The 19,706-nt window shown below is 45.2% G+C and carries 16 protein-coding genes; 15 read left to right on the forward strand and 1 reads right to left on the reverse strand.

Annotated elements, in window-relative coordinates; genetic code table 11:
- Nucleotides 1-167: 167 nt before the first annotated feature.
- From H8S84_RS04315 to H8S84_RS04355, 9 genes are all read left to right on the forward strand, one after another.
- On the forward strand, nt 168-2,678 hold the full coding sequence (locus H8S84_RS04315) for a zinc-dependent metalloprotease (protein ID WP_187066020.1): 2,511 nt from the start codon (nt 168-170) through the stop codon (nt 2,676-2,678).
- 286 nt (nt 2,679-2,964) lie between these two features.
- Nucleotides 2,965-4,578, forward strand: coding sequence for a CTP synthase (locus tag H8S84_RS04320; RefSeq protein WP_187066021.1), 1,614 nt, complete (start codon nt 2,965-2,967; stop codon nt 4,576-4,578).
- Nucleotides 4,579-4,614: 36 nt separating this feature from the next.
- Nucleotides 4,615-6,447, forward strand: coding sequence for a membrane protein insertase YidC (yidC, locus tag H8S84_RS04325; protein ID WP_187066022.1), 1,833 nt, complete (start codon nt 4,615-4,617; stop codon nt 6,445-6,447).
- Between the two features lie 78 nt (nt 6,448-6,525).
- Complete coding sequence (locus H8S84_RS04330) at nt 6,526-7,137, forward strand: hypothetical protein (protein WP_187066023.1); 612 nt, start codon at nt 6,526-6,528, stop codon at nt 7,135-7,137.
- Between the two features lie 80 nt (nt 7,138-7,217).
- On the forward strand, nt 7,218-7,667 hold the full coding sequence (locus H8S84_RS04335) for a DUF6438 domain-containing protein (RefSeq protein ID WP_187066024.1): 450 nt from the start codon (nt 7,218-7,220) through the stop codon (nt 7,665-7,667).
- A gap of 82 nt (nt 7,668-7,749) precedes the next feature.
- Nucleotides 7,750-10,227 (forward strand): NDR1/HIN1-like protein, encoded by a 2,478-nt coding sequence (locus tag H8S84_RS04340; protein ID WP_187066025.1) that lies wholly within the window; start codon nt 7,750-7,752, stop codon nt 10,225-10,227.
- A 101-nt stretch (nt 10,228-10,328) separates the two neighbouring features.
- Nucleotides 10,329-10,883, forward strand: a complete 555-nt coding sequence (locus H8S84_RS04345; RefSeq protein WP_187066026.1) for a GNAT family N-acetyltransferase — start codon at nt 10,329-10,331, stop codon at nt 10,881-10,883.
- A 359-nt stretch (nt 10,884-11,242) separates the two neighbouring features.
- Entirely contained in the window at nt 11,243-11,710 is a 468-nt protein-coding gene (locus tag H8S84_RS04350) for a YsnF/AvaK domain-containing protein (protein WP_187066027.1), read from the forward strand.
- A 48-nt stretch (nt 11,711-11,758) separates the two neighbouring features.
- On the forward strand, nt 11,759-12,610 hold the full coding sequence (locus H8S84_RS04355) for a YsnF/AvaK domain-containing protein (RefSeq protein ID WP_187066028.1): 852 nt from the start codon (nt 11,759-11,761) through the stop codon (nt 12,608-12,610).
- A gap of 80 nt (nt 12,611-12,690) precedes the next feature.
- Here the strand turns inward: H8S84_RS04355 and H8S84_RS04360 are convergent, their stop codons facing one another.
- On the reverse strand, nt 12,691-13,539 hold the full coding sequence (locus tag H8S84_RS04360) for a hypothetical protein (protein ID WP_230407039.1): 849 nt from the start codon (nt 13,537-13,539) through the stop codon (nt 12,691-12,693).
- Nucleotides 13,540-13,749: 210 nt separating this feature from the next.
- Between H8S84_RS04360 and H8S84_RS04365 the strand changes: the two genes are divergently transcribed.
- The 6 genes from H8S84_RS04365 to dapB all read left to right on the forward strand — a co-directional run bounded on the left by H8S84_RS04365 (nt 13,750) and on the right by dapB (nt 19,691).
- Nucleotides 13,750-15,402 carry a beta-N-acetylhexosaminidase gene (locus H8S84_RS04365; protein ID WP_187066029.1) on the forward strand — a complete coding sequence of 551 codons (1,653 nt, stop codon included), beginning with the start codon at nt 13,750-13,752 and terminating at the stop codon, nt 15,400-15,402.
- A gap of 506 nt (nt 15,403-15,908) precedes the next feature.
- Nucleotides 15,909-16,589: a metal-dependent hydrolase gene (locus H8S84_RS04370; RefSeq protein WP_187066030.1), complete on the forward strand. Its 681-nt coding sequence runs from the start codon at nt 15,909-15,911 to the stop codon at nt 16,587-16,589.
- A 7-nt stretch (nt 16,590-16,596) separates the two neighbouring features.
- Nucleotides 16,597-17,379: a ParA family protein gene (locus H8S84_RS04375; protein ID WP_187066031.1), complete on the forward strand. Its 783-nt coding sequence runs from the start codon at nt 16,597-16,599 to the stop codon at nt 17,377-17,379.
- 14 nt (nt 17,380-17,393) lie between these two features.
- Entirely contained in the window at nt 17,394-18,311 is a 918-nt protein-coding gene (locus H8S84_RS04380; protein ID WP_187066032.1) for a ParB/RepB/Spo0J family partition protein, read from the forward strand.
- 7 nt (nt 18,312-18,318) lie between these two features.
- Complete coding sequence (locus tag H8S84_RS04385) at nt 18,319-18,978, forward strand: DUF5683 domain-containing protein (protein ID WP_222621569.1); 660 nt, start codon at nt 18,319-18,321, stop codon at nt 18,976-18,978.
- Nucleotides 18,975-19,691: a 4-hydroxy-tetrahydrodipicolinate reductase gene (dapB, locus tag H8S84_RS04390; RefSeq protein ID WP_187066033.1), complete on the forward strand. Its 717-nt coding sequence runs from the start codon at nt 18,975-18,977 to the stop codon at nt 19,689-19,691. The genes H8S84_RS04385 and dapB overlap by 4 nt, the downstream gene beginning before the upstream one ends.
- Nucleotides 19,692-19,706 lie beyond the last annotated feature (15 nt).

Raw genomic sequence — 19,706 nt, forward strand, 5'->3', positions numbered from 1 at the left:
AATCCTGCTCATCCAAAAATCCTACAAATCCTGATCCAGATTAAACCATCTACCTTATTACTAGTCTTAACAAAAGCTGCAGCAGAAACAGATGTTGCAACTTTTATTTCTTACATTACCATTAACTAATTCTAACTAAACCTAAATCACTAACTAATCACCTACTTATGAGTAAAAATTTACGATTTGCTCCTATAGTGGCTCTAATGCTGGCAGGCGCGGCTATTGCTCCGTCGTCGGCATATGCCCAGAAGAGCAAAAAGAAGAAGAAGGCAAAGCAGGAAACCACTGCTGCCGCGCCAACACAAGCACCGAAGAGAGACGACAGTAAGCCAAAGCCATACAACGAGGTAGTTACTGCCAAGGCCCTTACCGACGAAGGTCTTTTTAAAGTACACAAGATCGACGAGAAGTACCTGTACGAGATTCCGGATACGCTCCTGAACCGCGACATGCTGATGGTAAGTCGCATCGCCAAAACTGCCAACAATATTGGCTACGGCGGTGAGGAACTGAATACACAGGTGCTGCGCTGGGAGCGTAAAGGCAATAACATCTTGCTGCGCGTTGTATCCTATGAAAACGTGGCTGCTGACACCCTGGAGATCTTTAATTCTGTACAGAACTCAAACCTTGCCCCGGTTATTCAGGCTTTCGACATTAAAGCGTTTGGTAATGGCACGCAGGTAATCGATGTAACTGATTTCTTCTCGAAAGACGTGACTGCCCTTGGCCTTGACAAGAGAAGACGTGAGCAGTACAAAGTGCGCAGACTCGACGACAAGCGTTCTTTTATTGAGAATGTAAAAAGCTTCCCGATCAACGTAGAGGCACGCTCTCTTATGACTTACGAAGCTACGGATGCACCGGCAAACTCCAGCACAGGTACTATTACGCTGGAGCTAAACCACTCTATGCTGTTGCTGCCAGAGAAACCGATGCCTGCACGTACATTCGATCAGCGCGTTGGCTTCTTCACTATTAATCAGACCGACTTTGGTACAGATGAGCAACGTGCAGCCAAGCGTCGTTATATCGTGCGCTGGAGACTAGAGCCAAAAGATGAGGCAGCCTATGCCCGTGGCGAACTGGTTGAGCCTAAAAAGCAGATTGTATACTACATAGACCCGGCTACGCCAATGAAATGGCGCCCATATTTAAAGCAGGGTGTGGAGGATTGGAACAAAGCATTTGAAGCTGCAGGCTTTAAAAATGCCATTGTTGCCAAAGACCCTCCTTCTTTCGAAGAAGATCCGGAGTTCAGCACCGAAGACGCGCGTTACTCAGTTATCCGCTACTTCTCTTCTGAAACACAGAATGCTTACGGCCCTAACGTACACGATCCACGCTCTGGCGAGATCCTGGAGAGCCACATTGGCTGGTACCACAACGTAATGAACCTGCTGCGCAACTGGTACTTCATCCAGACGGCTGCCGTTAACCCGGATGCCCGTGGTATCAAGTTCAAAGACGAAGTGATGGGTGAGCTGATTCGTTTCGTATCGGCACACGAAGTTGGCCATACGTTAGGCCTACCGCACAACATGGGCTCTAGCGCTGCTTACCCGGTTGAGAAACTGCGCGATCCAAAATTCACGAAAGAAATGGGTACTGCCCCTTCTATCATGGACTATGCCCGCTTTAACTATGTGGCACAGCCAGAGGATAAAGGTGTAGCGTTGATGCCTGGCATCGGTATTTATGACAAGCATGCGGTGAAGTGGGGCTATTCATACTTCCCTGAAACGAAAGGTCACGACAATACAGAAAAGCTTGCTGCCTGGATTCGTGCACATGAAAATGATCCAAGGTACCGCTTCGGACGCCAGCAGGGCAACCCTGTCGATCCATCTTCTCAGACAGAAGATTTAGGTGACGACGCGATGCTGGCAAGCAGCTACGGCATTAAAAACCTGAAGCGCGTTATGCCGAACCTGATCGAGTGGACTAAGGAGGATAACAAAAACTACACAGACCTGCAGGAAATGTACAGTCAGGTGCTTGGCCAGTGGAACCGCTACATGGGCCACGTAACGGCTAACATCGGTGGTGTGTATGAGAATTACAAGACCTACGACCAGAAAGGTGATGTTTATTCTTATGTACCGAAAGATAAGCAGAAGCGTGCCCTGTCATTCCTGAATGAGCAAGGCTTTGCTACTCCAACCTGGATGCTAGATGACAATATCCTTCGTAAGATCGAGTCTGCTGGTGCTGTGGAGCGCGTGCGTTCTGCTCAGACCAACATTCTGAACAACGTATTGGATGCTGGCCGTATGGCACGTTTGATCGAAGCGCAGGCTACGTTGGGCAACAACACTTATACTTTAACTGAGATGATGGCTGACCTGCGTGGTGGCATCTGGTCTGAGTTAAATGCAGGCAAATCGATAGATACGTATCGCAGAAACCTGCAGCGTGGTTACTTAGAACGATTGGAATACCTGATGATAGACCAGGAAAGAGGCGCAAATGCAGCTGCAAGCCGTACCAACAGAGGTGGCGGCACGCAAGTAGATGTGGCACAATCTGACATTCGTCCGGTAGTGCGCGGCGAACTAATTGCGCTGCGCAGTCAGATCAGAGCTTCGCTTCCAAAAGCAAAAGATACCATGACAAAGTATCACCTGCAGGACGCTCTGGTAAGAATTGACAATATTCTGAATCCGAAGAGCTAAGTTTATACTTACAGGTTAGATAATCAAACCGCCTCAGCCATATTGGTTGGGGCGGTTTTTTTATACTTACAACAGCTTCCAAAGTATAAACTGTACCATTATACTTTCCTCTCAAGTCTTATGGTAGAGTTTCTCAACAGCGAATAACGCTATCACGCCAAATTGACTTAATTTACACTTGAATTTTAAGAAAGATATCTTAAGGCCAATCCACTACTTGAGTCATTTTTCAGGAAAATTAAAATAATAAACCTACCTTTGTAGCCCATATAGTTAAACCTAACTTATGGCTTCTAAATATATTTTCGTTACCGGTGGTGTAACGTCCTCCCTCGGAAAAGGTATCATTTCCGCATCTCTTGCTAAGTTGCTGCAGGCAAGAGGTTTCTCTGTAACCATCCAAAAATTCGACCCTTACATCAACATCGATCCAGGCACGCTTAACCCGTATGAGCACGGCGAATGCTACGTGACTGAAGACGGTGCTGAAACTGACCTAGACTTGGGACATTATGAGCGTTTCTTGAACGTGCCTACCTCCCAGGCAAACAATGTAACTACAGGCCGCATTTATTACAATGTGATCATGCAGGAGCGTGAGGGTGCTTATTTGGGTAAAACCGTACAGGTAGTGCCGCACATTACAGATGAAATTAAGCGCCGTATGCTGCTTTTGGGGCAGTCCGGAGAGTACGATATTGTGATAACGGAGATTGGTGGCTGTGTGGGTGACATAGAGTCATTGCCTTTTATTGAGGCGGTGCGCCAGTTGCGCTGGGAGCTGGGAGTGAACGAGACTTGCGTTATTCACTTAACGTTAGTGCCATACTTAAAGGCTGCCGGTGAGCTAAAAACCAAACCGACACAACACTCAGTGCGCGACCTTTCGGAAGCCGGTGTGCAACCAGATATCCTGGTTTGCCGCTCAGAGCACCATATTCCGTCTGATCTGCGCAAGAAAATCGCCTTGTTCTGTAACGTTAAGCAGAATTCTGTAATTGAGTCGCTGGATGCCGAGACGATTTACGATGTACCTTTGCTAATGCGCAAGGAAAAGCTGGATGAGCGTGTAATCAGTAAACTAAAGCTGCCGCACAAAGCAGATCCAAACCTGGACAGTTGGAAGGAATTTTTAGGCAGATTAAAAAATCCGCTTTCAGAGGTGAACATTGCCCTGGTAGGTAAATATGTAGAGCTTCCGGATGCTTATAAATCTATAGTAGAGGCTTTTATACATGCCGGTGCAGCCAATGAGTGTAAGGTTAACATTAAGTGGTTCCAGTCTGAGAATATTAACGATGAGAACGTAGCTGGTTTGTTGAAAGATATGGATGGTGTGCTGGTGGCCCCAGGCTTTGGCGAGCGCGGCTTTAAAGGTAAGCTGGAGGCTATCCGCTTTGTACGGGAGAACAACATACCCTTTATGGGCATCTGTTTGGGCATGCAATGCGCAGCCGTAGAGTTTGCCCGCAACGTGCTAGGTTTAGAAGGTGCCGCCTCTACTGAGATGGATCCGGAAACACCGCATCCGGTTATCGATATGATGGAGGATCAAAAACAAATTACCCAAAAGGGTGGAACTATGCGATTAGGTGCCTATACTTGTGAACTAAAAAAGGGTTCTAAGGCTTATTCTATTTACGGGAAGTCTAAGATTTCGGAGCGCCACAGACATCGTTATGAGTTCAACAACAAGTACTTACCTGCTTTTGAAGAGGCTGGTATGATGGCTACTGGCTTTAACCCTGACACAGGACTGGTAGAGGTAATCGAACTTCAGAACCACCCATGGTTTGTGGCAGCACAGTATCACCCGGAATTAAAGAGCACAGTGTTAAACCCTCACCCGCTTTTTGTTAAATTTGTAAAAGCGGCTAATAATTACGCTAAAACCAAATAGTACAACACACAACAACACAATTTTTAATTTTAGTAAATGGATAGAAATCAAGCGATTGGCTTTGGATTGATTGCCGTGTTGCTGCTGGCATACTCCTTCTTCTTTTCAGGAACGGATAAGCAGGCAGAAAAACAGGCAGTTCAGGAAAAAGCCAAGGTAGAGCAAGTGCAAACTGTAGCAGTTGCTGAAGATGACTCACTGGCTCAGGCTCGCAGAGCAACAGCTCTGGGTGCTTTTGGCGCTGCCGCAACCGGTGAGGCAAGCACAGTTACCCTGGAAAACCAGAACATGGTGGTTAATTTCTCTACGAAAGGTGGCCAGGTAAAAGAGGTTTTACTTAAGAACTATAAGACGTACAACGGTCAGCCGCTTTACTTATTTGATAAGGAAAGCAGTGAGACAGATGTTGCCTTCACAACAAAAGACGGCAAAACTGTAAAACTTTCTGACTTATACTTTGCTCCTTCTGAGGTACGTGATGTGACTGTTAATGACGTTCCGGGCAAAGCAATAGCTTTCAGAGCCGATATTGGCAATGGTCAATACATTGAGCAGGTATATACACTGCACGATGAGAGTTTTACGATGGCTTATGGTCTTGATTTCAAAGGGCTTGATAATGTACTGGGCGGCAACAATGTTACGTTTACCTGGAACGACAAAGTAAAACAGTTGGAGCGCGACCTGAAGCAGAACCGTGCTAAAACTACTATCAATTATGCTACTGTAGAGGATGGATATGATTATCTATCTATTTCTGAAGAGAAAGAAACACTAATTGTAGAAGAGCCGCTGAAGTGGATTTCGAACAAGCAGAACTTCTTTACAGCTGGTATCATTGCCGAGAATCAGTTTGCAGGTGCCAAGCTTACCTCAGAGGTAGACCAAGCTGATACAACTGTTGTAAAAGCTCTGTCTTCGGAGGTACTTATACCTACTAAAGATGTGGTTTCTGGTGGTGCAGATTTTATGTACTATTTCGGCCCGAACGATTACAAAATTCTGAAGCACCTTGGAGATGATTTCGATAAGAACCTTGATTTAGGCTGGGGAATCTTCTCTTACGTGAACAAGTGGATAATTATTCCTGCGTTTGACTTCCTGGAGAACTTCATCGGCAACTACGGTATCATTATTATCTTGCTGGTGCTTTACATTAAAACCATCCTGTTGCCGCTTACTTACAAGTCGTATACTTCGATGGCGAAGATGAAAGTGCTGAAGCCTGAGATTGATGCCATTAAGGAGCGTAACGACGGCGACATGCAGAAAACGCAGATGGAAACCATGAAGCTGTACCAGGAAATGGGCGTAAACCCGCTGAGCGGCTGTATCCCGATGCTGTTGCAGATCCCGATCCTGTTTGCGATGTTCAACTTCTTCCCGAACTCGATCGAGCTGCGCCAAGAGGCATTCTTGTGGGCAAACGACCTTTCTACCTACGATGTATTTGCAAGACTGCCGTTCGAGATTCCATTCTATGGTAGCCACGTAAGTATGTTCACGCTGTTAATGACGGCCTCTACCATACTTTATACCTGGTCTAACAACCAGATCAACTCGCAGATGCAGGGCCCGATGAAGTTCTACAGCTACTTAATGCCGGTGATCTTCATGTTTGTACTGAACTCCTTCCCTGCCGGTCTGTCGTTCTATTACTTTGTGTCTAACATGGTAACTTTCGGTCAGCAGGCGATCATCCGTAAGTTTGTGGATGAGGGCAAGGTAAGATCTAAACTGGAGGCTAACAAAGACAGAATTAAAGAGAAGAAGAAGTCTGGAGGCCCATCGTTTACAGAGCGTATGCAGGAAGCTATGCGCCAGGCAGCTGAGAAAGAGCAGCAAAAGCGTAACAAAGCAAAGAAATAAGCTTTAACATAGAAGTATAAAAAAGCCTTTCCTACACAGGAGAGGCTTTTTTTATAGCTATACTTGCCGCACTACCGTATGAGGAAGTATAAACAAACAACCATGAAACTGAGCAAAGTATACTTATTGGCTGTAGCCCTTGCCTTTGCAGCCTGCCAGCAGGACACTGAACGCAATGAAGAAGGCAGCCTTGCCGAAACCCACCCTAAACTTGAAAAGCAGCTGGATAACAAATCTGTGTCTGAGCCCATTACTGAGGGCAGAAACCCGGAACTGTACCAACGCTACCGCATTACGATGGAAGAATACCAAAGCAGCGGCAATTACGTTGTGGGCGACATATACCGTGGGCGCCTTGCCCCTCTTGATGCAAAGAGCCAGAGCGAAATCAGCACCCAAAGCAATGCATTGAACGAGGGCTTAAAACAAGGGGTAAATTTTGCCGGCAAGTATACGGTGGTAACAGTAAACTGCGGCACCAACTGCCGGATGCATTATGTGATAGACAGGGAAAACGGCAAAATCGCAGACAAACTGCAAAGCAGTCATGGTGCAAAGTATAGCCCCGATAGCCGCCTTTTCATTATCAATCCCCCCGACCCTAACATTAACTACCAGGATTGTGATAACTGCGCACCGGAGGCATATATATTTGAGAACGGCAACTTCAAGCAAGCTCCTAAAAACTGATGGCTAAAACAGCAAATCAGCACAATCTATTTAACATAAATAGACAACCGTGCACTTTTATACTTGTACTGCTACTAAGTATGGGATTAAGCAGTTGTGCCAGTAAAGGAGTTTGCCAGGCATCAGGTAAAAGCCAGCCTGCTTTACCGCTTCTCCAGTTCCAGAAAGCCCCCTGTTATGGTGCTTGCCCTGCTTACGAAGCCAACATCATGCAAGATGGAAGTATAACGTTGATTTCGTGGGGAAATATTGGCATCCCGGAAAATGACACCGTACAGCTTTGCCTGCCCAAACAGGAACTACAGCAGCTTAAAACTGACTTGGCCGCGTTAAATTATACTTCGCTAGTAGATGCCTACCTAACCCAATGGACCGACAGGCCCAGCACCTATCTTACTTTTTACGAAAACGGGAAAGTCGCTAAGCGAGTAAAGCACCAGGAAGGCGGACCGGCATCCCTTGTCACATTTCAGCAACAACTACACGAAAAATTGTTGAAGCTGGTGAAGCAAAAAACGGAGCAGCCATAACCACATGATCTGTGCATAGCGGAGCTTCTAAAACAGCTGCATCAAAAAATGCGTTTACGCTAATATATAAAGCACCATACTTGTGAAGAAAACTGGTTGGATAATTCTTGTTGTGTTACTGCTGGCACTTATAGGCGGCATTGTATATTTTGTAGTTAAGAAGAAATACTATCCTAAAGTCAAAGGCGTAGAGTACATTAATCTGGAAATGGCTAAAGACACTGCCTTTATAAAAACAGGTATTAACGTCCAGAACAGGATTCCGCTACCCATTGCTATCGACAGCATCCGTTATGTGTTCAAAGATCAAAATGATACAATTGGCCGCGGAAGGATGACAACAGATCATACCCTCCCTGCTTTAGGAGATAAGGTTGTGGATTTTAAGATGCAGCTGGACTTTGAAAAGTATAGAGAGCATATAAAAGAGCAGCAGGGTAAAGACAGTATCAAAATAGATGTGGCCATGGAAGCTTATTTCGACCTGCCTTTCATCAGCCCGCAAAGTATAGCCATGGACCGGCAAATCACTGTGCCCGTTGCCAAATCACCGGAAATGCAGGTAAGTGAACTCAAGGTGAGAAGCTTTAGCGTTGAGGAAGGTTACTCGCTGCTGCTCAGAATAAATGCCACAAACAAAAACCTGCCCGGGCTTAAAATTGATAACTTCCAGTACAACATCAGGCTTGGCGATACCCTCAGGATTGAAGGCCAGATAGACTCTACTTTTGCCGTTGACAAAGGCAGCAGATTGTTAGAGATTCCCCTGGAGTTATCTACCGCTGATGCTATTGCCCTCCTAAAGAAAAAGTTGTCAGGCGGCAAGAGTTGGGAGTATGATGCCGTTGTAGAAGCCCAGATCCAAAGTCAGCACCCATTGTTTGACTCTTTTAACTTAACCGTAGAAAAATCAGGTGTATTGGATGCAGGCGGAATGGGCGCAGGAAGTAAATTCCTCCCCTCTATCAGCAAAATCAAGCGCCTAGAAGTAGATTCTGATGAGGAAACTACCAGAATTCAAGCGGATATTATAGTGCACAACCCTTCCCCCTTCCCTTTCTACATCGATAGTGCAGCTTACTACATCAGGCACAAAGGCACAGTGATCGCGCGCGGAAAAAGAAACTATGAAAAGATCCTGCCCAAATCCGGGGATCAGTCTTTCCGACTGGATTTACTGGTGGATGAAAGTGCCTACCAAAACTTTATGAAGCAGGTGCAGGGGCAGGAAAAAGTGTCCTTGGAAGTAGAATTAAACCTTATTTACAACCTGCCAGATACAAAACAAACGCAGAAGCTAAGCCTAAAGCGGCAGGTGCAGGTGCCAGTGCCTGGCCAGGCAGGCATACAGGTGGCCGGTTTGGAGGTACGGGAACTCGACCCACAAAAAGGTGCCTATCTTGGCCTGCAACTAAAGATACAAAGCTCTAACCTCCCCGACTTGCAGATAAAGAACCTTGACTATCGCCTGCAGCTAAGCGATGATATACTACTACAAGGCCAGACGAAAGAGCCTATCAAAGTAAACGGCAAAGCGGCAGAAGTTGAGATACCGATCCGGCTTTCGGCTGAGGATGTAAACCAACTTGTAAAGAAAGCTATAAGCGGCAGTTCAGACTGGAAGTATGATTTACAGGCAACAGCCACGCTATCGAGCAGCAACAAAATGCTCGGATCAACTAAGGTAGACCTGGATTTCAATGGCACATTAGAACTGACAAAAGGATCAGGCGGCCAACTAATGCCTCAGATCACCAAAATTGATACGTTAGATATTACAATTGCATTTGACACTGCCTGGGTTAAGCTGAACGTTCACGTCAAGAATCCTTTGCCGGTGCCAATCCAGCTTAATAACATTGCTTTACAAATTACACATGAATCTGATACGTTTGCGATGAGCCAGGAAAAGGTAAGTACAACCCTGCCTCCGGAAGGTAGCCAGACTGGTTGGATTACGCTTGGCGTGAACTATAAAACCTGGCGAGACCACTTGCAGCACCACCAGCAGCAGGACAGTATGCTACTGGAAGAACTTATCACCCTAGGGTATCAGATCGATGACCTGGCTCCGCAGCAAGTTTCGTTTACAAACAAATTTATGATTCCGATGCCGAAGGTACCAGTTACTGAGCTGCAAAAAGTAAAACCGAAGGGTATCAGCTTGAAAAGCGGCATCGTCTTAAACGCGTTGGTACAGGTTCAAAATGCCAACACAGAAAGCCTTGATATCAGCGACATTACTTACAACATTTGCGCAGAAAACCTCTTGGATGCCTGTGGAAGTATAAACCGAACCTATCATATTCCGCTTGGGCAGAGCATAGTGGAGGTGCCGATGAGCCTTACAGTAGGTGAAGTGTTTAGGGCATTGTTTGCACAACTAACCGGAAAAAAGAAACAAAGGACTATTTATATTAATACATCTGCTATGATAGATACAGCCAACCCTAAGATTAAAAACACTTTTGTGAGATTTGAGAAGTGGGAAAGAACCGTTCTCTTCCAGAAAAAGAAGAAAATAAAGTCTAAAAAAGAAGTAGACCAGGTGGCGCAGTAGTTTATGTTGCTACAGCTTAATTACATATTACAGATTTTCTTTTCATAGCAAAACTATGCTTATACTTGCCTTTGCTAAATTCAGGTAAAGCAACTGCTCCCATGACACTATTCACACTTGCCGAAACCACTGATGATCTGCAGCAGATACTTGTGCTGCAGTCACTCAATTGCGAAGACAGCCTTACTCCTGACGAGGTAGCTGATCAGGGGTTTTTAACTGCCCGCCATACGCTTTCGTTGCTCGAGGAAATGGGCCAGAAGTATAAACACGTGGTAGCCAAAAAGGATGGGCAGGTAATTGGCTATGCGTTGGTGATGTTAAAAGAATTCTCTGATAAACTGCCTGTTCTTACCCCGCTCATAAATGTGGTGGAAGAACTGAGCTATGAGGCTGTACCCTTAAACACTGCCACCTACTTTATTATGGGTCAAATATGTGTGGCCAAAGAGCATCGTGGGCAAAAGGTTTTTGAGGGGTTATACCGTCACCTTCAGCAACAGATGCAGCCTCATTTCGATTATGTGGTAACCGGCGTTGCCCAACGCAACACGCGTTCTGTACGTGCCCATTATAATGTGGGCTTCAAATCCATCTTAAAGTTTGGCTACGATATTGGTGAGAAATGGAATATTATACTTTGGGATTGGAAATAGTCTCTTAAGCTATACTTTGCATAAGTCCCTGCTAATAATTTATTATTGTAGCTATTTAAAAACTTCCGGATTATTGAAGAGCATTTAGCATGGCACAATCTGTTATACTTCAGGTCCGAATCTTTAAATAACTGGGATATGACAATCTTTTAGCTGCAGAACCTTCAACTATTCACTAAAAATGCAGCGAGGTTCGCTGCCTGTGTACCCCGACACGCCAAATAACATCCCATATCTTTAATTATACCAATATTAAATTTAACACCATTTCTAACTAAGGTTTGGCTTAGGCCGTAAAAATTAAAAGATACCAGCAGAAACAATCTTGCTAAAGGTATATTCTTATATGTGAATTAATAATGGAAATAAATATCAGAAAAGATAAAGTACAACAATCTGAATTTGAACAAAAACTGCAACAAAGTATAGACGCAAAACCAACACAAACTGAAGCGGAAACTACGATCCCAGTAGTTGAAGAGAAAGTAAATATAGATGTTCAGACTGTTGAGACAGGAAAGGTACGTGTATCCAAGCAGGTGCACGAAGAAGACGTAACCGTTGATGTTCCCTTTGTATATGAGGATGTGGATGTGCAGCGGGTTGCGAAAAACCTTTCAGTAGAAAAACCTCCGGAAGTTCGCTATGAGGGAGATACAATGATTATTCCGGTCATAAAGGAAGAAGTTGTAATCCAGAAGCGGCTCGTACTGGTGGAAGAACTACACATAACCAAACGCAGAGTGGAAGAACATCATCCACAGCAGGTTATCCTCAAAAAGGAAGAAATTAAAATTGACAGAACAGAAAACAATAATACCCTTTAAGCATGAAAATCATGCTTCAGATGATTAATAACTAAACCCAATTATACTATGAAACAGACAGTAATAGGAATTTTCGATTATGGCGTAGATGCCCAAATGGCTGCACAGCAATTAGAAAAAAACGGTATTCCTAGTAAAAATATTGATATTGCAGTAAGAGGTGCCAAGGATAAGTCCAGCGCACCGAATCAAAATAACCCTAACCCATCTAATCCGAATATGGGTGGGCCAACAAATACAGTTACAACTGACAACCAAAGAGACAGTCAGTTCTTTAACTCGCTTTTCGATAACCGTGATGAGTCCAGCAAATACTATGAGGTGGCTAAGCACGGGTCTATTGTAACTGTACACACTGACTCTAAAGACCAGGCAAAGAAGGCCGCTGAATTACTTGATAAGTATGGTGCGATAGATGTGAACGAGCGTTCTGCACAATACCGCGGTATGTCTTCTTCAGATAAAGGCAAGTGGACTAACTCAAGCAAATCTATACCTGTTGTAGAAGAAAATATGCAGGTGGGTAAACGCGAGGTAGAGACCGGTGGCGTAAGGCTAAGAAGCCGTATTATAGAGCGCCCGGTAGAAGAAAAACTACGTTTGCGTGAAGAACATGTGCATGTAGAGCGTAGACCTGTTAATCGCCCTGCCAATGAGCAAGATCTTAAAGGCTTCAAAGAAGGCGAAATAACCATGACAGAGCACGCAGAAAAACCGATGGTTAATAAAGAAGCTCGTGTAGTAGAGGAAGTAAGATTAGGTAAAGATGTAGAGCAGCACGAAGAGACCATCAGAGGCACAGAGCGCAAAACTGATGTCGAAGTGGACAGACTCAATCCTAAGGCAGATAAAGACAGATTGGATCCTAGAAACGAAAAAAGAGATCCAAACAAGCGCTAGATAACTAAGTATAATGAAAAGGGGCAGCAAATAATGCTGCCCCTTTTTTGTTTTTAGGTAACACAGAAGGCGGTAACTTCTTACTTATACTCATAGCTGTCTACATGTGGCTGTACATGTGGGTAGGCTTCGAGCTTTGTATACCTGTTTACAGGATAACCTTTGTCGTTGAAAGAGTAGGAGAAAAATTCCTTACCATACCCCGGATTACGGTAGCCAGGGTTGTTCTCGAACAGCTTAACACCTGGCAGGTAGTACATTCCAGTGGCTATGAAAGACTCTGGATGCTTCTGATTATCGTAGTTACCAAATGTTATAACCGAAGGTCTACCCATGTCCTCTACCCTATTGCTTGTAGACCAGGTTGTCGTGATTTTTGAGAGATTACCCTTGGCATCATAGGCGTATGCTGTAATACCGAGCCGTCCCTCGTCAGAGCGTGCATAGCTTACTTGCGTCTCTTTTACCAGCAGGTCACCATCATACTCAAATTTAAAATGATAATTCACCAGATTCTCGCCATAGTATGATTTAGCCTCAACTACTTTATCGCCTTCGTAAGTATACAACATGTAATTGCTGCCTCCCTTGTAGTTCAGTCGTACGGGCTTGTTTCCTTCGTAAACAACAGTGTATCCTTGAATTGGAGAGTAAGTATAGCTTACCTCAGTTAAGCGCTGCTGTGCATCGTACGTATACACTCGTGCACCTATCCTTGTAATCAATGTACCTGTACCAGTTGCCGGTGGTGTTGTGTTTACAGGCGGCGGCGTAGTAGCCGGTGGCGGTGTTGTGGTAGTAGGTGGTGTCGTAGTGCCTGGACCTGTAGGTGTGGTCACCTTGTCCGGCAGGATATCTTCTTTTTCGCAGGAAGACAGGATAACAGACAAGCCCATTGCTGCTGTTAAGAATAAGTACTTGGTTTTCATTAGTTTTATTTATAAAAGATTAGGTTTTCAGCTCTGTCTCAGATGCAAACAATACTTATCTGCATCTTATTACTGGCTAGACCAGACAGTTTGATAAAGCGTTGCCTGCCCCTGATATTTTTTTTTCTTATCTACCTCAAAGCAGGTATAACATGCCTGGCTGCTTTAATTAGTAATGCTTAATTTTAGCGTCTTAACAGATCAGAAAATATGAGATCAAATTTCTTTCGAACCCTTATCATCTTATGCCTATCAATTATACTTGCCCCGGCTCAGGCACAGGATGCATCTGATATCGTTCCAAAGCCACAACAGGTGATACAGCTAAAGCAGAAGCCTGTGGAGGTAGACCATGAAACAGTTATCTACTATGATTCGCCTTACGCTGTACAGGCATCTTACCTGAAAGACCTGCTACAGGCGCAAACTGGATTAGCGTTGCGTGTACAACCCTTGCAAAAAGGGAAAAAGCAGAAAGATGCCATCATCCTGCAACACGCTCCGGAGGCTGCAAATAAAAAGGAAATGTATGTGCTGGAGTCAGGGAATGGTACAGTAAGTATAAAAGCACAGGATGTGAACGGTATCGTGTATGGTATACAAACTTTGCTGCAACTAGTACCCCTAGAAAATGAAAAAGATTTTAAGGTAGATGCGGTCAAAATTTTAGACTACCCTACGTTCGCTTACCGCGGGATGCATCTGGATGTTGTCCGTCACTTTTTCCCGCTGGAGTTTGTTAAGAAGTACATCGACTACTTGGCATTTCACAAGTTCAACAACTTTCACTGGCATCTTACCGATGATCAGGGCTGGCGCATCGAAATCAAAAGCTACCCGAAACTAAACTCTATTAGCTCCTGGCGCGACTCTACACTAATAGGCCATTTTAAATCCGAGCCTGCCCGCTACGACCCCACCCGCTATGGAGGCTACTATACTCAGGACGATGTAAAAGAAGTAATACAGTATGCAAAGGTGCGCGGGATCAACATTATACCCGAGATCGATATACCCGGCCATAGTCGTGCTACCATTGCTGCTTACCCCGAGTTTAGCACCCACCCCGATACCACCTGGAACGTAGCCTATACCTGGGGCATGTATAACCGCCAGAACAACGTGCTGGCCCCGCGCCCCGAAACATTCGAGTTCCTAAAAACGGTTTTCGGAGAAGTAGCAGACCTGTTCCCGTCGCCTTACATTCATATTGGCGGCGACGAAACCAGTAAGCTATGGTGGAAAGCCAGTCCACAGGCGCAAGAGTTTATTAAAAAGCACAACCTGAAGGATGAGAAAGGGCTACAGACATACTTTATTGAGCAGGTATCGGATTACCTTAAAGCAAAGAATAAGAAAGTAATTGGCTGGCACGAGATACTGGAAGGAGACTTAGATACTTCTGCTGTGGTAATGAACTGGGCCGACGACAAGAATGGTGCGGCAGCTGCTATGCGCAAACACCCTGTTATCATGACGCCGGGTAAACCCTTATACTTTGACCACTACCAGTCGCAGAACCCGAACGACAGCCTGGCGATACATGGCTACAATCCGTTAGATGCTGTTTACAACTACAACCCAATGCCTACCGCCCTGCGCGGCAAGCCAGAAGCCAGGTTTATACTTGGTGCGCAAGGCAACGTTTGGACAGAGTACATGGGATCGCCGGCAAAGGTAGAGTATATGGTGTTCCCGAGGATGACTGCCCTAAGCGAGGTTCTGTGGTCCAACCCACAAAACAAAAACTACCAGGACTTCCTTCGCCGCCTGGAAGAAACAGTTATTCCAAGGTACAAGCGCTGGGGAGCAACATACTTCAAAGACTACCGCGACTGGACTATTGATAAAGCCAGGCAATAAGCATAAACGAAGAGAGCCCGGAAGTATAAGTTTCCGGGCTCTCTTCGTTTAACGCAAACTAAACTACCTACTTCTAATAAAACAGTATACACAGCCACCTAATAAACATAGTATACTTAGTTATTAATCAGCGCTGTAAAACCATTTAAGTAAACACTAGCTATAACTAACCAGTTGTAACTAATCCACTTCTTTCAAACGGGTACCAGAAAACTTTTCCCCTTTCAGATAGCAAAATAAAAAATATTGCTGTGCTCCTGCATCTGCATTTCAGACCGCAAATCTTCGGTGCAGGCAGGCTTGGGATCTGTGTTGGATGCCGCTTAAATTTTTGCTGTATGTTATACTTTCAGCCATCTAAAAACAGTCCAAAAATGTTAGTAAATAGGTGGATAAAAAAAGGACAAGAACCGTGGAACACTTCAATCTTTATGGCTAAAAAAATGTATCTTTGTGCAAGTTTAAGGTATCTTGCGTTTATTGTTCAGCACTAAAAAAGACAGATTATGAGAATAACGTACTACGGACAATCTTGCTTCTTATTCGAAATCGGAGAAAACCGCGTGTTATTCGACCCGTTCATCTCCCATAACGAGTTGGCCTCAGGTATAAACGTAGACGATATCAAAGCTGACTATATTTTGCTGTCGCATGGCCACCAGGACCATGTACACGACGCAGAGCAGATAGCTAAAAACAATAACAGCACCATTGTGGCTGCTTTCGAGATCACCAGCTGGTATGGCGAAAAAGGCATTGAGAAGGTGCACCCGATGAACGTGGGAGGTAAAGTAACACTGCCGTTCGGTACAGTTAAAATGGTGAATGCCATACACTCCAGCACGTTGCCAGATGGTACACCTGGAGGTCCTGCAGCGGGATTTGTAGTAGAAACGCCGGATAAAACGTTCTACTACGCCGGCGACACCGCCCTTACCTACGACATGAAGCTTATACCAGAGCAGTTTGATGTGGATTTTGCCCTGATGCCGATTGGCGACAACTTTACCATGGACATACACGATGCCATGATCGCCGCTGATTTTGTGCAGGTAGATACGGTGATCGGTATGCATTACGACACCTTCCCTTACATCAAAATTGACCGTGAAGAGGTGCAGGAAGTAGCCAGAATGGCTGATAAAGAACTTATTTTGTTGGAGATAGGTCAGACAATTAACCTATAGTTTTAGAATGGGAAAAATTATCGCAGTTGCAAACCAAAAAGGTGGCGTGGGTAAAACCACAACGGCCATTAACCTTGCCGCCAGTTTAGCAGCTTTAGAGTATAAAACACTTTTAGTCGACGCAGACCCGCAGGCAAACGCCACATCGGGCCTTGGCTTCGACCCTGCCACCATCACCACCAGCATTTACGAGTGCATGGTAGAAGATGTAAAGGTAGAGGACATTATCCTACAATCGCCTAATATCGAGTATCTTGACCTGATCCCGTCGCACATCGATCTGGTGGGTGCCGAGGTAGAGATGATCGATATCCCGAACCGTGAGGAGAAAATGCGTGAGGCGCTGAAGCCTTTAAGAGACAAGTATGATTACATCATCATCGACTGCTCTCCTTCGCTTGGCCTTATTACGGTAAACTCGCTTACAGCAGCAGATTCTGTGGTGATACCGGTGCAGTGCGAGTACTTTGCACTTGAAGGTTTGGGCAAGCTCCTGAACACGATCAAGATAATACAGTCGCGCCTGAACACGGAACTGGCCATTGAAGGTATCCTGTTAACGATGTATGATGTGCGCCTGCGCCTGAGCAACCAGGTGGTGGAAGAAGTGAAAACACACTTCCAGCAGATGGTATTCGATACTATCATTCCTAGAAACGTGAAGTTGAGTGAGTCGCCAAGCTTTGGTATACCAGCCCTTTTGCACGATGCAGAAAGCAAAGGCGCCCTGAGTTACCTGAACCTGGCACGTGAGATTGCAGAGAAAAACAGCGTCGTGCTGGCGAAATAACACATTACGATTACATGTCCGACAACAAGAATTCAGCAGCAAAACGCAAAGGCGGCCTCGGCAGAGGCCTGGGCTCTCTCCTGGAGGGCAACAAATACACCGGAAAAACTGAGTCATCAACCACCGCTAACGAAGTTAATACTATCGCAGATATAGCCATTAGCCAGATCCAGACTAACCCTTACCAGCCGCGCACGCATTTTGATCAGGCGGCACTGGAAGAGTTGGCAGAGTCTATCAAAATACAAGGCATTATTCAGCCTATTACTGTTCGCCAACTGGACCAGAACACGTTCCAGCTAATTTCCGGTGAGCGCCGTTACCAAGCCGCAAAAATTGCTGGCTTAGAGGTAATACCAGCTTACATCCGCAAGGCCGACGATCAGCAGATGCTGGAAATGGCTCTAATCGAGAACATTCAGCGCGAGAACCTGAATGCCATCGAGATTGCCCTCTCCTATCAGCGCCTGTTAACCGAATGCAGCCTAAAGCAGGAAGAACTGGGTGACCGTGTAGGCAAAAAACGTACGACTGTAACCAACTACCTGCGCCTTCTTAAGCTTCCACCGGATATCCAGATCGCCCTGCGCGACAACATCATCAGCATGGGCCATGCGCGTGCGCTGATCAACATCGACACTATTGAGCAGCAGCTGGATGTGTTTAAAGAGGTAGTGGCCAAGGAACTTTCTGTTAGAAAAGTAGAGGAACTGGTGCGTAACCTGCAGAATGCCAAGAAGAAACCAGATAACCAGCAGAAGCTACAGTTTAACAAGTATGACGATGAACTGAAAACGGTGGAGTCGAAACTCACGTCGCAGTTCGGTACTAAAATTCAGGTAAAGGCAAACAACGAAGGTAAGGGCGAGATCAAAATCCCGTTTGTTTCGGTAGATGAGCTAAACCGTATTTTAGAAATACTTAACTACTAAAGCCCACATGAAGCTACGAATCAGTGTTACGGCTTTCCTGCTAAGTATACTTTCATACTTTTCCCCTGCTACTGTTTCTGCCCAGATAGTTACTGTCGGTCAGGACTCGGTGCCGGTGGTTATAGCATCACCTGACACTGCTCAAAAACGCTTCTTTCTAAGCACATGGGACAAACCTGCTAAGGCAGCCTTATTTTCTGCGGTTATACCCGGCGCCGGCCAGGTATACAATAAAGCCTACTGGAAAGTCCCAATTATTTATGCAACAGGGGCCGTGTTAGGATACTTCCTGATTGATAATAACAAAAATTACCAGGACTTCAGGCAGGCGCTTATTTTGCGAAACCGCGATTCAAGCGATGTTTATGTAAACAGCCGTATCTACGGCGTTTATAGTCCTCAAAATGGGGTACTCACGCAACGAGGCACAGAAAACCTGCGTTACAGCCGTGACTTTTACCGCCGTAATCGTGACCTGACCATAATGCTCTCGGTTTTAGCCTGGGGACTTAACGTAGCGGAAGCATATGTTCACGCACACCTGAAAGATTTTGATATAAGCGAAGATTTATCCCTTCAAGTACAACCAGGATTAATTCCTGCACAAGGCAATCCTTATAGTATGGCGCCGGGTGTAACGCTTGTTTTATACTCTAACTCGAAATGAAGATACTTTTGATTGGCTATGGCAAAATGGGCAAAACCATTGAGCAGATGGCCCAGGCTAAAGGCCACACCATTGTAGGCAAGATAGACCACCACAACACTGATGACTTGCAGAACTACAACGGAAGCAATACCGATGCTGCCATTGAATTTACGCACCCGGAAGCTGCTTTCGGCAATATTTCTTACTGCCTTAACAACGGCATTCCGGTAGTTTCCGGCTCCACTGGCTGGCTCGAAAAGTTTGAGGATGCAAAACAGCTTTGCGAACAGAACAAAGGTGCCTTCTTTTATGCATCTAATTACAGCGTGGGTGTAAACCTGTTCTTCCACTTTAACGAGTATATTGCCAGCAAAATGCAGGAGTATAAAGAATATGAAGTGGCTATACGTGAAATCCACCACCTGCAGAAAGTTGACAAGCCAAGCGGTACCGGCATTACAGCTGCCGAAGGTATACTTGCCAGCTACAAGAATTTGAATGGTTGGGTTGCTGATATTCCGGAAGAAAAAGGTAAATTAAACATTGCTTCGGAGCGTGAACCTGATGTAGTGGGCACACATATTGTTACCTACAGCTCAGAAGTAGACCAGATCGAACTCGGCCACATTGCCCACAGTCGCGCTGGATTTGCCGAAGGCGCTGTAATGGCCGCTGAGTGGATAGTAGGCCGCCAGGGCGTTTATGGTATGAAAGACATGCTTAACCTGTAACTTTAGCACTTACTG

This window comes from Pontibacter cellulosilyticus, assembly GCF_014306105.1.
GTDB classification, from domain to species: domain Bacteria; phylum Bacteroidota; class Bacteroidia; order Cytophagales; family Hymenobacteraceae; genus Pontibacter; species Pontibacter cellulosilyticus.

Bases quoted from the DNA above. Each gene is read 5' to 3' on its own strand.
- H8S84_RS04365 (WP_187066029.1), top strand. From the start codon at position 13,750: ATGAGATCAAATTTCTTTCGAACCCTTATCATCTTATGCCTATCAATT.
- H8S84_RS04350 (WP_187066027.1), top strand. From the start codon at position 11,243: ATGGAAATAAATATCAGAAAAGATAAAGTACAACAATCTGAATTTGAA.
- H8S84_RS04380 (WP_187066032.1), top strand. From the start codon at position 17,394: ATGTCCGACAACAAGAATTCAGCAGCAAAACGCAAAGGCGGCCTCGGC.
- H8S84_RS04320 (WP_187066021.1), top strand. From the start codon at position 2,965: ATGGCTTCTAAATATATTTTCGTTACCGGTGGTGTAACGTCCTCCCTC.
- yidC (WP_187066022.1), top strand. From the start codon at position 4,615: ATGGATAGAAATCAAGCGATTGGCTTTGGATTGATTGCCGTGTTGCTG.
- H8S84_RS04330 (WP_187066023.1), top strand. From the start codon at position 6,526: ATGAGGAAGTATAAACAAACAACCATGAAACTGAGCAAAGTATACTTA.
- H8S84_RS04375 (WP_187066031.1), top strand. From the start codon at position 16,597: ATGGGAAAAATTATCGCAGTTGCAAACCAAAAAGGTGGCGTGGGTAAA.
- H8S84_RS04315 (WP_187066020.1), top strand. From the start codon at position 168: ATGAGTAAAAATTTACGATTTGCTCCTATAGTGGCTCTAATGCTGGCA.
- dapB (WP_187066033.1), top strand. From the start codon at position 18,975: ATGAAGATACTTTTGATTGGCTATGGCAAAATGGGCAAAACCATTGAG.
- H8S84_RS04370 (WP_187066030.1), top strand. From the start codon at position 15,909: ATGAGAATAACGTACTACGGACAATCTTGCTTCTTATTCGAAATCGGA.
- H8S84_RS04335 (WP_187066024.1), top strand. From the start codon at position 7,218: ATGGGATTAAGCAGTTGTGCCAGTAAAGGAGTTTGCCAGGCATCAGGT.
- H8S84_RS04360 (WP_230407039.1), bottom strand. From the start codon at position 13,539: ATGAAAACCAAGTACTTATTCTTAACAGCAGCAATGGGCTTGTCTGTT.
- H8S84_RS04355 (WP_187066028.1), top strand. From the start codon at position 11,759: ATGAAACAGACAGTAATAGGAATTTTCGATTATGGCGTAGATGCCCAA.
- H8S84_RS04345 (WP_187066026.1), top strand. From the start codon at position 10,329: ATGACACTATTCACACTTGCCGAAACCACTGATGATCTGCAGCAGATA.
- H8S84_RS04385 (WP_222621569.1), top strand. From the start codon at position 18,319: ATGAAGCTACGAATCAGTGTTACGGCTTTCCTGCTAAGTATACTTTCA.